Annotated in this window: 11 protein-coding genes; 6 read left to right on the top strand and 5 right to left on the bottom strand. The window is 69.0% G+C overall.

The window, feature by feature from the left end; genetic code table 11:
- Nucleotides 1-65 precede the first annotated feature (65 nt).
- The 6 genes from I55_RS22005 to I55_RS21980 all read left to right on the top strand — a co-directional run bounded on the left by I55_RS22005 (nt 66) and on the right by I55_RS21980 (nt 7,153).
- On the top strand, nt 66-1,679 hold the full coding sequence (locus tag I55_RS22005) for an NAD(P)/FAD-dependent oxidoreductase (RefSeq protein ID WP_044562742.1): 1,614 nt from the start codon (nt 66-68) through the stop codon (nt 1,677-1,679).
- A gap of 126 nt (nt 1,680-1,805) precedes the next feature.
- A complete protein-coding gene (locus I55_RS22000) occupies nt 1,806-3,521 on the top strand; it encodes a thiamine pyrophosphate-dependent enzyme (protein WP_044562741.1) in 1,716 nt (571 codons plus the stop codon).
- A gap of 110 nt (nt 3,522-3,631) precedes the next feature.
- Nucleotides 3,632-4,552 (top strand): hypothetical protein, encoded by a 921-nt coding sequence (locus I55_RS21995; protein ID WP_044562740.1) that lies wholly within the window; start codon nt 3,632-3,634, stop codon nt 4,550-4,552.
- A 113-nt stretch (nt 4,553-4,665) separates the two neighbouring features.
- Nucleotides 4,666-6,258 carry a flavin monoamine oxidase family protein gene (locus I55_RS21990; RefSeq protein ID WP_044562739.1) on the top strand — a complete coding sequence of 531 codons (1,593 nt, stop codon included), beginning with the start codon at nt 4,666-4,668 and terminating at the stop codon, nt 6,256-6,258.
- Nucleotides 6,259-6,269: 11 nt separating this feature from the next.
- Nucleotides 6,270-6,710: a cytochrome c gene (locus I55_RS21985; RefSeq protein WP_044562738.1), complete on the top strand. Its 441-nt coding sequence runs from the start codon at nt 6,270-6,272 to the stop codon at nt 6,708-6,710.
- Nucleotides 6,711-6,748: 38 nt separating this feature from the next.
- Complete coding sequence (locus I55_RS21980; protein ID WP_044562737.1) at nt 6,749-7,153, top strand: DUF1801 domain-containing protein; 405 nt, start codon at nt 6,749-6,751, stop codon at nt 7,151-7,153.
- Between the two features lie 15 nt (nt 7,154-7,168).
- Here I55_RS21980 and I55_RS21975 read toward each other — a convergent pair whose 3' ends face one another.
- The 5 genes from I55_RS21975 to I55_RS21955 form a co-directional block, all read right to left on the bottom strand.
- Nucleotides 7,169-8,257 (bottom strand): chemotaxis response regulator protein-glutamate methylesterase, encoded by a 1,089-nt coding sequence (locus I55_RS21975; protein WP_044562736.1) that lies wholly within the window; start codon nt 8,255-8,257, stop codon nt 7,169-7,171.
- A 7-nt stretch (nt 8,258-8,264) separates the two neighbouring features.
- Nucleotides 8,265-9,146, bottom strand: a complete 882-nt coding sequence (locus I55_RS21970) for a protein-glutamate O-methyltransferase (RefSeq protein ID WP_199902674.1) — start codon at nt 9,144-9,146, stop codon at nt 8,265-8,267.
- 3 nt (nt 9,147-9,149) lie between these two features.
- Nucleotides 9,150-11,144 (bottom strand): methyl-accepting chemotaxis protein, encoded by a 1,995-nt coding sequence (locus I55_RS21965; protein ID WP_044562735.1) that lies wholly within the window; start codon nt 11,142-11,144, stop codon nt 9,150-9,152.
- A gap of 28 nt (nt 11,145-11,172) precedes the next feature.
- The gene (locus tag I55_RS21960; protein ID WP_044562734.1) at nt 11,173-11,712 is read right to left on the bottom strand and encodes a chemotaxis protein CheW; all 540 of its coding nucleotides are present in this window, start codon (nt 11,710-11,712) and stop codon (nt 11,173-11,175) included.
- Between the two features lie 15 nt (nt 11,713-11,727).
- A partial coding sequence (locus I55_RS21955; protein ID WP_044562733.1) for a methyl-accepting chemotaxis protein occupies nt 11,728-13,028 on the bottom strand: 1,301 nt, incomplete at its 5' end.

The following is a 13,028-nucleotide window of genomic DNA, read 5'->3' as shown; positions in this document are numbered from 1 at the left end:
CGAGGAAGTCAAGGCCACGGACGTGGCCGCCCGGCGTTTGAGGGCGCAATAAAAGGAACAAATCCATGCGTGACGTCGTGATCGTGGGGGGCGGGCATAACGGCCTGGTTTGTGCCGCCTATCTAGCGATGGCCGGGCTCAAGGTCACGGTCCTGGAACAGCGCCCGGTGGTGGGCGGGGCCGCCGTGACGGAGGAGTTCCACCCCGGATTCCGCAACTCGGTCGCGGCCTACACCGTCTCGCTGCTGAACCCCAAGGTCATCCGCGACCTGCACCTGCCCCAACATGGCCTGAAGGTGGTGGAGCGGGAGGTCGCCAACTTCCTGCCCCTGGACGATGGCCGCTATCTGAAGACGGGCGCCGGCATCACCAAGCGGGAGGTCGCCAAGTTTTCCGTCCGCGATGCCGAACGGCTGGACGATTACGGCGCGCGGACGGAGGCGGTGGCCGACGTGCTGCGCGACCTGGTGCTACAGACCCCGCCCAACGTGGTGTCCGGCGGGCTGTTCGCGGCCCTGCCCGAACTGATCAAGGCCGGACGCGTGGCCCAGCGACTGCGCGGCCTGGACATGGACCTGCAGCGCGAACTGCTTGACCTGTTCGCCATGTCCGCCGGCCATTACCTGGACCGCTGGTTCGAGAGCGCGCCCATCAAGGCGGCCTACGGCTTCGACAGCATCGTCGGCAACTTCGCCAGCCCCTACACCCCCGGCTCGGCCTATGTGCTGCTGCACCACGTGTTCGGCGAGGTCAACGGCAAGAAGGGCGCCTGGGGCCACGCCATCGGCGGCATGGGCGCCATCACCCAGGCCATGGCCAAATCCGCCCAGTCCCTGGGCGTGGAGATCCACACCAATGCCCCGGTCAAGGAAGTGATCGTGGAGAAGGGCCGGGCGGTCGGCGCCGTCACCGCCGACGGCCGCGTCTTCCGCGCCGACCTGGTGGTGTCCAACCTGAACCCCAGGCTGCTGTTCGGCAAGCTGGTGGACCCGGCCGTCCAGCCCACCGAGTTCCACCAGCGCATCACCAACTGGCGTTGCGGCTCCGGCACCTTCCGCATGAACGTGGCGCTGTCGGAACTGCCCGACTTCACCGCCTTGCCGGGCAAGGAGCGGGCCCCGCATCACACCGCCGGCATCATCATCGCGCCCAGCCTGGACTATATGGACCGCGCCTACATGGACGCGCGGCGCGATGGCTGGTCGGCCAACCCCATTGTGGAGGTGCTGATCCCCTCCACCCTCGATCCCACGCTGGCCCCGCCGGGCCAGCACGTGGCCAGCCTGTTCTGCCAGCATGTTTCCCCGACCCTGCCCGATGGTTCCTCCTGGGACGATCACCGAGAAAAGGTGGCGGATCTGATGATCGACACGGTCACGCGCCACGCCCCCAATTTCAAAGGCGCGGTGCTGGGCCGGCAGATCAATAGCCCGCTGGATCTGGAACGCACTTTCGGCCTGGTGGGGGGCGACATCTTCCACGGCGCCCTGGACTTGAACCAGATCTTCTCCGCCCGCCCCATGCTGGGCCATGCCGACTACCGCACGCCGGTGGCGGGCCTGTACATGTGCGGCGCCGGCACCCACCCCGGCGGCGGCGTGACCGGCGCCCCCGGCCACAACGCCGCGCGGGAGATCATCGCCGACCTGAAGCGGCGGCGGCGGCCGCGCGCCGGCTGACACCTTCCCTCGCCCCCCGCCGGGGCGACCGACAGGGTTTTCCTTGAAGACGGGCATTTCGCCGCGCCTTGGAACCTTCCACCATGCCCCGCCGGTTATTCCTCCATCACATCAGGAGGGAGAGGCATGAGCCGGACCGTCGCCGACGTCATCGTAGAAACCCTGGCCGCCGCCGGCGCCCGCCGTTGTTACGGTGTGGCGGGCGATACCCTGAACCATGTCACCGACGCCATCCGTCGCAGCGACCTGCGCTGGGTCCATGTCCGCCATGAGGAGGCGGGTGCCATGGCGGCCGGGGCTGACGCCCTGTTGACCGGCCAACTGGCCATGTGCGCTGGATCGTGCGGACCGGGCGGGTTGCACTTCATCAACGGCCTGTATGAGAGCCACCGCAACCGGGCGCCGGTACTGCTGATCGCCAGCCAGATCACCCGCGACGAATTGGGCTTCGACTTCCCGCAGGAGGTCGACTTCAAGGCCGTGTACAAGGCCGCCAGCGTGTTCTGCGATGAGATCCGCACGCCCACCCAGGCGCGGCGCATGACCGCCATGGCGGCCCAGGCGGCGCTGGCCAAGCGCGGTGTCGCCGTGTTGATCGTGCCGGTCGACATCTCCGCCGCCGACGCCCCCGACGAGCCCGCCTTCGCCGTGCACCATGCCCGTCCGGTGGTGCGGCCCGACGACGCCGACCTCGACCGCATGGCGGCGATGCTGAACGCCGGCGGCAAGATCGCCATTTATGGCGGCGCCGGCTGCGAGGATGCACATGACGAGGTAGTTGCGCTGGCGGAACGGCTGCAGGCGCCGGTGGCCCGCACCTCCCGCGCCAAGGATTTCCTGGAGCCGGCCAACCCCTATGACGTGGGCATGACCGGCATCTTCGGCACCCGGGGCGGCTATCAGGCGCTGATGGACTGCGACACGCTGCTGTTGCTGGGCTGCGATTTCGCCTGGCGGCAGTATTATCCGGAAAAGGCCACCATCATCCAGGTCGATATCGACGGCAGCCATCTGGGCCGCCGCCATCCGGTAGACCTGGGCCTGGTGGGTGACGTCCGCGCCACGCTGGCGGCGCTGCTGCCCCGCCTCACCCCCCGGCAGGACCGCACCTTCCTGGACGCCGCCCTGGCGCACGCGGCCGAGGCGGAGGCCAAGCTGGAGAAGCGGGCGGTTGCCGGCGACAGCGGCACCATCCACCCGCAATACCTGACGGAGACGGTGGCCCGCCACGCCGCCCCCGACGCCGTCTTCACCGCCGACGGCGGATCGCCGATGGTATGGAGCCTGCGCCACGTGCCGGCCACCGGCCGCAACCGCACCATCGTCAGCCTCAGCCATGGCACCATGGCCAACGCCATGCCCCAGGCCCTGGGCGCCCAGGCCGCCTTCCCCGGCCGCCAGGTGATCTCCCTGTCCGGCGACGGCGGACTGTCCATGCTGATGGGCGACCTGCTGACCACGGTGCAGGAAGGCCTGCCCATCAAGATCGTGGTCTACAACAACAGCTCGCTGGGCTTCGTGGAGCTGGAGCAGAAGGTGGAGGGACTGCTGGACACCTACACCGACCTGAAGAACCCCGACTTCGCCCGCGTGGCGGAGGCCATCGGCCTGTGGGGCAGGCGGGTGGAGCGGCCGGAGGACCTGGACACGGCCGTGCGCGACTGGCTGGCCACCCCGGGCCCCGCCCTGCTGGACGTGGTGGTCGACCGCTATGAACTGGTGATGCCGCCCAAGGTGGCGATGGCACAGGTGGTGGGCACCGCGCTCTACTCCGCCAAGGGCATCCTGGCCGGACGCGGCGGCGAGGTTCTCGACCTTCTGGAAGGGGCGGTGCGTTCCTGACGCGGGGTGGGGGCGGATCCGCAGCCCGCGCCCTTTCGTCACGCCCCCCATTGCCGCCGCCGTGAACCAGGAATAGGCTTGAGGATCATTAATGCCCGGGGAGGTGGCGAATGGGGGCGGATTGGCGGCATGGCTTGCGCGAAGCGGCGGCGGCATTTTCCGTCCTGCTGGCGGCGCCCCTCCCGGGCGCCGCCCAGTCGGCCGGCCCCGTGCCGGTCGAGGATCAGGCACCGGCCGACACCGTGGTCGTCACGGGCATGCGGCTGAAGCCGGAGAAGCTGGACTCCATCATCGGCGACTTCGTGCAATCCCATGGCAAGCACGCGCCGCGCACCACCCAGATCGCCCGCTGGGACCGGCCGGTATGCCCCGGGGTGCAGAACGTCCCGGCGGACTTCGCCGCCTTCATCGCCACCCGCATCCGCGCCATCGCCCAGACCGTCGGGGCACCCCTGGCCGACACGCCCTGCAAGACCAATAATGTGGACATCATCTTCACCGACCAGCCGCAGGCGGTGATGGACACGGTGGCGGACAAATACCCCCGCCTGCTGGGCTATCACTTCGTGCACCAGACCAAGGCGGTGTCCCAGATGACCCGTCCCATCCAGGCCTGGTACGTCACCTCCACCAGCAACGGCGCCATGACCGCCATCGACGACCCCTATGGGATGACCATCGGCGGCGGCCTGGGGAGCCGGCTGTCCACCGGCGACCTGCGGCCCGTGCTGACCCACATCCTGATCATGGTGAATACGGACCAGATCCTGGGCCGGCAGTTGGGCACGGTGGCGGACTATCTGGCCGTCCTGGCCCTGGCCCAGCCCAACGGCCTGGACCACTGCGGCGACCTACCCAGCATCCTGGACCAGTTCTCAGGCACATGTCCCGACGACCAGAAGCCCCGAAACCTGAGCGCGGCCGACAAGGCCTATCTGGAAGGCCTCTATTCCATGGACCCGCGTGAGGTCGGCACCCTGCAGCGCAGCAGCATCGCCGGCCACATGCGCCACAGCTTCGGCGCGCCTTAAGCCTGGGAACCTGGCGAGCGAATTGCATAGCCCCGGCCCGGCATGGGCGGCGAACGGGGGGCCCCCATGCCCATGCGCCGGCGCGGCCGTCCCCCGACAGGACAGGAGGTGGCATGGACAAGGGGGCATCCATACTCAAAAGACGGGACCTGTTCCGCATGATCGGCGCCGTGGCCGGCAGTTCCGCCATGTATCAGACCATGACCAGCCTGGGATTGGCGGCGGACTCGCAATATACCGGCCCAATAAAACTACAGGGCGCCCCCAAGGGCACGAAAGTAGTCGTACTGGGCGCCGGCTGGGCCGGGCTTGTCTCCGCCCTGGAATTACGCAATGCCGGTTATGCCGTGGAGTTGCTGGAATACAATAATCGGGTCGGCGGCCGGGCCTGGACCATCCGGGGCGGCGACACCATCACCGAATTGGGCGGGGAGACGCAAAAATGCGGCTTCGACCCCGGGCTGTACCTGAATCCCGGCCCCTGGCGCATTCCCTATCACCACCGCGGCTACCTCGACTACGCGAAGCGGTTCGGCGTCTCGCTGGAGCCCTTCATCATGGTCAACTATAATGCGTATGTGCATTCGGATGCTTATTTCGGCGGCAAACCACAGCGCTTCCGCGAGGTGCAGGCTGACTTCCAAGGCCACGTGGCGGAGCTGCTGGCCAGGACCGCCCGCCAGGACAAGCTGGATCAGGCCGTCGGCAAGGATGACCAGGAAACGCTGCTGGAGGCGTTGAAGGAATGGGGCGCCCTGGACAGGAACTACGCCTACGTCGCCGGCCATGACAGCGCGGAGCGCCGGGGCTACGCCGTCAACAAGGGCGGCGGCCTGATGCCGGACCCGGTGGGCGGCCAGCCCATCGCCCTGACCGACCTGCTGCAGTCCGACGTGTGGCGCGCCCTGACCTTCGGCCAGACCCACCAGTGGCAGTCCACCATCTTCCAACCGGTGGGCGGCATGGACAGCACACCCAAGGCCATCGGCAAGACCTTGGCCGACATCACCACCCTGAACGCCAAGGTGACAGCCATCCACCAGGATGAGAAAGGCGTCACCGTCAGCTATGTCGATGCCCGCACCGGCAAGGACCAGCGCCAAGCCAAGGGCGACTGGTGCGTCTGCACCCTGCCCCTGACGGTGCTGAGCCAGCTGGACGTGCAGGTCGGCGCGGAGATGAAGGCGGGCATGAACGCCCTGTCCTACTTCACCGCCGTCAAGACCGGCCTGCAGTTCAAGCGCCGCTTCTGGGAAGAGGACGACCACATCTACGGCGGCATCACCTTCACCGACCTGCCCATCCGCCAGATCGCCTATCCCAACTTCGGCTACAACAAGCCGGGCAAGGGCGTGCTGCTGGGCACCTTCGCCGGCGGGGCGCCCGGCTTCGAGCTGGCGGCCCTGTCGGCCGCCGACCGCGTCAAGGCGGCGGTGGAGCAAGGCGCCCGGATCCACCCGCAATACAAGGCGGAGTTCGAAACCGGCGTCTCGGTCAGCTGGCACCGCTCCCCCACCACCATGGGCTGCGCCGCCGCCTGGACACCCGAGCTGCGCGCCAAGCACTACCGCAACCTGGCGGAGCTGAACGGCCGCGTCATCCTGGCCGGCGACCATCTGTCCAACCTGGTCGCCTGGCAGGAAGGGGCCATCCTGTCGGCGCTGGACGCCATCTCCCGCCTGCACCACCGCGTCGTCGCCGCGTGAGGAGAACCGCCATGACGAAAGCCATCTGCCCCGCCCTCCTCCTCGCGGTGACCGCGCTCCTCGCCCTGCCGGCCCCCGGTCCGGCCCGGGGCGATGAGGCGCCGCCCGCCGCCTCCACCCGGCACGCCAACCTGCTGGGCTATACCCAGTTCCCCCAGCGGGACGGCGAGGCGCTGTTCAAATCCGTCTGCGCCGCCTGTCACATGCCGGACGGCAAGGGCGGCAAGGGGGCGGGCTATTACCCGGCCCTGGCCAACGACACCAACCTGGCGGCCTGGGGCTATCCCGTCACCCTGGTGATGAACGGCAGCAAGGGCATGCCGGCCTTCCGCACCATGATGGACGACGCCCAGATCGCCGCCGTCGTCACCTATGTTCGCACCCATTTCGGCAACGCCTATACCGACGACGTGCCGGTGGAGGAGGTGGCGGCGCTGCGCAAGACGCCGTAAAAGGAACCTATCCGCAGGGCGCTGGACAGCGAGACCTCATGACGACCGATGCGCTCTTCCTATTGCCCGGCGCCGTTCGGCGCGATCCGGCCGTCGATGCCTGGTTCGTGCACGACGACGGGATGCGCCGCCTGGTCCAGCCCTGGTTCGGGGAGTTGCGCGCCTGCGGCCCCGACGTCCGCGAACTCGTCCACGATGGCCACCCCACGGCCTGCGTGGGTGACGCCGCCTTCGCCTACGTCAACGCCTTCTCAGGCCACGCCAGCGTGGGCTTCTTCCACGGCGCCGCCCTGGAAGACCCCACCGGCCTGCTGCAAGGGTCGGGCAAGCGCATGCGCCATGTGAAGCTGCGTTGGGGCCAGCCGCCGGACGCCCTGGCGCTGAAGGCCCTCATCGCGGCGGCCCACTGTGACATCCTGCGGCGTCTCGGCCGCGGCGCGTGAGGTGGATCGCCGTCGTCAGCGGTTGCCCGCCCGGATGATTTCGGCGGCGATCTGGTCCAAGGGCAGAACCTTCCCGGCGGCGCCCAGCGCGATGGCCTCCCGCGGCATGCCGAAAACCACGGACGTGGCCTCATCCTGGGCGACGGTGTGGGCGCCCGCCGCCTTCATCTCCAGCAACCCCCGGGCGCCGTCGTCCCCCATGCCGGTCATGAGGATGCCGACGCCGTTGGGGCCGACATGGGTCGCGGCGGAGCGGAACAGGACGTCCACGGACGGACGGTGCCGCGACACCAACGGCCCATCCTTGACCGAGACATAATAACGCGCGCCGCTGCGTTGCAGCAGCATGTGGCGGTTCCCGGGCGCGATCAGCACCCGTCCGCGCATCACCGTGTCGCCGTCCTCCGCCTCCTTGACCTCCATCTCGCACAGGCCATCGAGCCGGCGGGCGAACGCCTCCGTGAACCGCTCCGGCATGTGCTGCACCACGACCATGCCCGGGCTGGCGGCGGGCAGCGCCTGCAGCACCACCCTCAGGGATTCGGTGCCGCCCGTCGACGCGCCGATGCAGACCACCGTTTCCGTGGTCCTGGCCATGGCGTGATGACGGACCAGGGGCGGCGGCAGGACGACATCCGCCGTGAGCTTCCGTTCCGGCGTGCGTGCCTGCGGCGACGCGGCACCCTGGACATTCCGCAGCCGTGCCCGCGCCGCCGCCTTGACGACGTCACAGATGCGGATTTTCGCCTCCAGCAGAAAATCCGCCGCACCGACGCGGGGCTTCAGGATGACCTCAACCGCCCCCGCCTCCCAGGCTTGGGCGGCCGTTTCGGATCCGGCCTCGGCCAGGGAGGAGCAGATGACCACCGGAACCGGCCGCTGCGACATCAGCCGGCGCAGGAAGGTGATGCCGTCCATGCGCGGCATTTCCACGTCCAGGGTGATGACATCCGGCACCTCCTGCTGGATGCGGCGCGCGGCGACGAAGGGATCCGACGCCGTCGCCATCACCTCGATCTCAGGGTCCGATTGCAGGATATCGGTCATGACCTGGCGGACGGACGCGGAATCGTCGATGACCAGAACCCGAATCTTGCGGGACATGGGCCGGTCACTCGCGCCGGAAGACGGTGGCGCCCATCGGCTTCACCGGCAGGCCGAATCCCGCCAGCGATTCCGAATGGCCGAGGAACAGGTACCCGCCGGGGCGCAGGTGGTCGCACAGGCGCGCCAGCACCGCCTGCTGCGTCGGCTTGTCAAAGTAGATCAGGATGTTGCGGCAGAAAATGACGTCCAGGTCGCGATCGACGGGATAGCTGGCGTCCATCAGGTTCAAGCGGCCGAACCGGACCAGGCGCCGCGTTTCGGGCGCGATGCGCACCAGCCGCCGCGCCGGATTTTTCGAGCGCAGGAGGAAGCGCTTGCGCATCTCCAGCGGCACCGGCGCGATCATCTCCTCCGGATAGATGGCGGTGGCCGCCGTCTCCAGCACGCGGGTGGAGATGTCGGTGGCCAGGATGTCGATGCGGAAGCCGCCCAGGCGCTGGCTGGCGTCGGCCAGGACCATGGCCAGGGTGTAGGGCTCGGCGCCGATCGAACTGGCGGTGCTCCATACCTTCACCGGCGTGTGCGGGCCGGCGCGGCGTTCCGCCAGCAGGCGGGGTAGCACCACCTCATCCAGGATGCGGAAATGCTCCGGCTCCCGGAAGAATTCCGTCTTGTTGGTGGTGACGACGTCGATCAGGTGGACGGCCTCGTCCGCCAGGCCATCCTCATCGAACAGGCGCGCGCAATAATCCGCCAGATCGGCCGCCCCGGTGGCCGCCACGCGCTTGCGCAGGCGGCCTTCGACCATGGTCTTTTTGGTCTCCGGCATCTTGATGCCGCTGTAATCCTGGATGAACGCCGCCAGGCGGCGGAAATCCCGGCCGCTCAGACGGTCGGCGGTGGCGGCCACCGCCTTGCGGGCCGCCTCCGCTTGGTCGCTGGCCAACACTCAGTACTTCTCGAATTCGGCGTCGCGGGCGTCGCCGGCGCCGGTGGTCAGATCCAGGGCGAAGCCGCCCGTCGCCGCCTTGCGGCCGGTCCCGGCGCGCGCCGGCGCCGCGACGGCGCGGCCGTTATGCCCGTGCCCGTTCGCCGCCCGGGGGGTCCCCTGCCGCCCAGCCGCACCCGAAGCAGGCACCGGTTTGGCGGCACTGGCCACCGCCGCCCGGGACGGCCGCCGCACGGGGCCCGACGGGGCCTCCATCCGGCCATCTACCCGGCCATCCACGCGGAAATAGGCGATGCTGGCCTGCAACTGCTCCGACTGCGCCGCCAGTTCCTCCGACGTCGCCGACATCTGCTCCGACGCGCTGGCGTTCTGCTGCGTCACCTTGTCCAGCTGCTGGATCGCCTGGTTGATCTGCTCCCCGCCGATGTCCTGCTCCCGGCACGCCGCGCTGATCTCCGCCACCAGCTCCGCCGTCTTCTTGATGTCCGGAACCAGCCGCGTCAGCATCTCCCCCGCCTCCTGCGCCGCCTGAACCGTCTGCGACGACATCGTGCTGATCTCCGCCGCCGCCGTCTGGCTGCGCTCCGCCAGCTTGCGCACCTCCGACGCCACCACCGCGAAGCCCCGGCCGTGCTCGCCAGCCCGCGCCGCCTCCACCGCCGCGTTCAGCGCCAGAAGGTCCGTCTGCCGCGCGATCTCCTGCACGATCGTGATCTTCTCCGCGATCGTCCGCATCGCCTGCACCGCCCGCGTCACCGCCTCCCCACTGCTCTGCGCGTCCACCGCCGACTGCCGCGCGATCTTCTCCGTCTGGCTGGCGTTGTCCGCGTTCTGCTTGATGTTCGCCGCCATCTGCTCCATCGACGCCGACGCCTCCTCCGCCGCCGACGCCTGCTCCGTCGCCCCTTGCGACAGCTCCTCCGCCGTCGCCGACAGCTCCTGGCTGCCCGACGACACGTTCTCCGACGCCGACGTCGCTTCGCCCACGACCTCCCGCAGCTTCTCCACCATGCGCTTCAGCGCCAGACCCAGGACATCCTTGTCGGACAGCGGCTTGGCCTCCACCGTCAGGTCGCCGTCGGCGACCGTGTCGGCCACCTGCGCCGTCGCCCGCAGGTTGACGATCATGCGCTTCAGCGCGATGCCCAGCGTGTCCTTGTCGGACAGGGGCTTGGCCTCCACCGTCAGGTCGCCGTTGGCCACCGTGTCGGCGATCCCGGCCGTCGCCCGCAGATTCTCCATCATCCGGTTGAGCGCGCCCACCATGTCCCGGATCTCGTCATCCGACCTGACGGTCAGCGACTGGTCCAGGTCGCCACGGGCGACGCCGTTGGCCAAGCGGATGGCGCCCTGCAGGCCTCGGCTGATGGTGATCAGGATCCAGGAGGCGGCGGCCAGCGCGACCAGCAGCGAGATGATCACCGTGGCGACCAGCATGCTGCGCGCGGTTTCATACTGGGCGCTGGCGGCGGCCTCCGTCTGGGTCATGTTGGCCTGGGCCAGCGCCACCACCTCATCCAGTGCCGCGTCGGCGGCGTCCAGCACCTGGCGCCCCTCCACGCGGGACAGACGCACAGCCTCTTCCCGCTGCTCGCCCTTGGCCAGAGCGATGACACGATTCTGGATAGGCAGGTATTGCTTCCACACGGCGGTGAAGGCAGCGACCTTCTTGTTGCTGTCCCCGGAGGTCAGGCTGTCCAGCTTGGCCCGATCCGCTTCCAGCGCCTGCTGTTCCTTACCGATCCGCGCCTCGTACTGGCTCACCAGTTCCTTGCTGTCCGCCAGCAGCAGGCTCTTCTCCGACCGTGTCACGGTCATCAGATCGGTGTACAGGTCCTGGGCCAGCTTGATCTGCTGCATCGGCCCCTGGGCCATATGGTGGAGGCTGTCATCCAAGGCGGCCAGCTTCTGCACGCCCAGCACGGCGCTGGTGGTCGACAAGGCGACGATGACGGCGAAGGTCAGCCCGAGTTTCAGCTTGATGGTCATGCGCATCGCGAAGAATCCTTGATCGTCGAATTGTCTACAGGGTGCCGGCTCCCGGCATAGGCTCCGCCGACGCGGCCATCACGTCGGACGGGGCCTTACCGCCGATCACGGACGCCTCTTCCGTGGTGAACAGCGTCGCCAGGTCGAAAACGATGACGAAGCCATCGCCGCGACGGCCGACGCCGCGGATGTAATCGGAACGCCACGCCACACCGATGTCGGGCGGCGCCTCCAACTGGCTCAGGTCCAGCGGCATGACCTCGAACACGCGGTCGGCGATCAGGCCCAGGGCGGTTTCCCGACCGTTGATAGGAACCTCGAGAACCAGGATGCGGGTGTGTTCGGTCGCCGCGCGGGGGGACAGGCCCAGCTTCAGCCGCAGGTCTATCACCGGGACGCCACGGCCGCGCACGTCGATGAGGCCGGCAAGGTAGGGCGGGGCTTCGGGGATGCGGAACACCGGACGCATGTCCAGGATTTCCACCACCGACTGGACCGGAACGGCGTAGACCTCGCGCTCGATGCCGAGCGTGACGAACTGGGCTTCCCGGGAGGTTTCGGTCAGGCTGTTCATGATAGCCACGGAACCTCAGTATTTCTCGAATTCGGCGTCGCGGGCGTCGCCGGCGCCGGTGGTCAGATCCAGGGCGAAGCCGCCCGCCGCCGCCTTGCGGCCCGTGCCGGCGCGCGCCGGCGCCGCGATGGCGCGGCCGTTATACCCGTGCCCGTTCACCGCCCGAGGCCCCCCCTGCCGCCCAGCCGCACCCGAAGCGGGCACCGGTTTGGCGGCGCTGGCCACCGCCGCCCGGGACGGCCGCCGCACGGGGCCCGACGGGGCCTCCATCCGGCCATCTACCCGGCCATCCACGCGGAAGTAGGCGATGCTGGCCTGCAACTGCTCCGACTGCGCCGCCAGTTCCTCCGACGTCGCCGACATCTGCTCCGACGCGCTGGCGTTCTGCTGCGTCACCTTGTCCAGCTGCTGGATCGCCTGGTTGATCTGCTCCCCGCCGATGTCCTGCTCCCGGCACGCCGCGCTGATCTCCGCCACCAGCTCCGCCGTCTTCTTGATGTCCGGAACCAGCCGCGTCAGCATCTCCCCCGCCTCCTGCGCCGCCTGAACCGTCTGCGACGACATCGTGCTGATCTCCGCCGCCGCCGTCTGGCTGCGCTCCGCCAGCTTGCGCACCTCCGACGCCACCACCGCGAAGCCCCGGCCGTGCTCGCCAGCCCGCGCCGCCTCCACCGCCGCGTTCAGCGCCAGAAGGTCCGTCTGCCGCGCGATCTCCTGCACGATCGTGATCTTCTCCGCGATCGTCCGCATCGCCTGCACCGCCCGCGTCACCGCCTCCCCACTGCTCTGCGCGTCCACCGCCGACTGCCGCGCGATCTTCTCCGTCTGGCTGGCGTTGTCCGCGTTCTGCTTGATGTTCGCCGCCATCTGCTCCATCGACGCCGACGCCTCCTCCGCCGCCGACGCCTGCTCCGTCGCCCCTTGCGACAGCTCCTCCGCTGTCGCCGACAGCTCCTGGCTGCCCGACGACACGTTCTCCGACGCCGACGTCGCTTCGCCCACGACCTCCCGCAGCTTCTCCACCATGCGCTTCAGCGCCAGACCCAGGACATCCTTGTCGGACAGCGGCTTGGCCTCCACCGTCAGGTCGCCGTCGGCGACCGTGTCGGCCACCTGCGCCGTCGCCCGCAGGTTGACGATCATGCGCTTCAGCGCGATGCCCAGCGTGTCCTTGTCGGACAGGGGCTTGGCCTCCACCGTCAGGTCGCCGTTGGCCACCGTGTCGGCGATCCCGGCCGTCGCCCGCAGATTCTCCATCATCCGGTTGAGCGCGCCCACCATGTCCCGGATCTCGTCATCCGACCTGACGGTCAACG

The sequence above is a fragment of the Azospirillum sp. B4 genome (genome assembly GCF_000333275.1).
Taxonomy (GTDB): Bacteria; Pseudomonadota; Alphaproteobacteria; order Azospirillales; family Azospirillaceae; genus Nitrospirillum.
Note: the sequence above shows the minus strand (reverse complement) of the source record. Positions and strands in the feature narration are given on the sequence as shown.

What these genes read in the sequence shown, in the direction of transcription:
- I55_RS22005 (WP_044562742.1), top strand. Translation starts at nt 66, where the DNA reads ATGCGTGACGTCGTGATCGTGGGGGGCGGGCATAACGGCCTGGTTTGT.
- I55_RS22000 (WP_044562741.1), top strand. Translation starts at nt 1,806, where the DNA reads ATGAGCCGGACCGTCGCCGACGTCATCGTAGAAACCCTGGCCGCCGCC.
- I55_RS21995 (WP_044562740.1), top strand. Translation starts at nt 3,632, where the DNA reads ATGGGGGCGGATTGGCGGCATGGCTTGCGCGAAGCGGCGGCGGCATTT.
- I55_RS21990 (WP_044562739.1), top strand. Translation starts at nt 4,666, where the DNA reads ATGGACAAGGGGGCATCCATACTCAAAAGACGGGACCTGTTCCGCATG.
- I55_RS21985 (WP_044562738.1), top strand. Translation starts at nt 6,270, where the DNA reads ATGACGAAAGCCATCTGCCCCGCCCTCCTCCTCGCGGTGACCGCGCTC.
- I55_RS21980 (WP_044562737.1), top strand. Translation starts at nt 6,749, where the DNA reads ATGACGACCGATGCGCTCTTCCTATTGCCCGGCGCCGTTCGGCGCGAT.
- I55_RS21975 (WP_044562736.1), bottom strand. Translation starts at nt 8,257, where the DNA reads ATGTCCCGCAAGATTCGGGTTCTGGTCATCGACGATTCCGCGTCCGTC.
- I55_RS21965 (WP_044562735.1), bottom strand. Translation starts at nt 11,144, where the DNA reads ATGCGCATGACCATCAAGCTGAAACTCGGGCTGACCTTCGCCGTCATC.
- I55_RS21960 (WP_044562734.1), bottom strand. Translation starts at nt 11,712, where the DNA reads ATGAACAGCCTGACCGAAACCTCCCGGGAAGCCCAGTTCGTCACGCTC.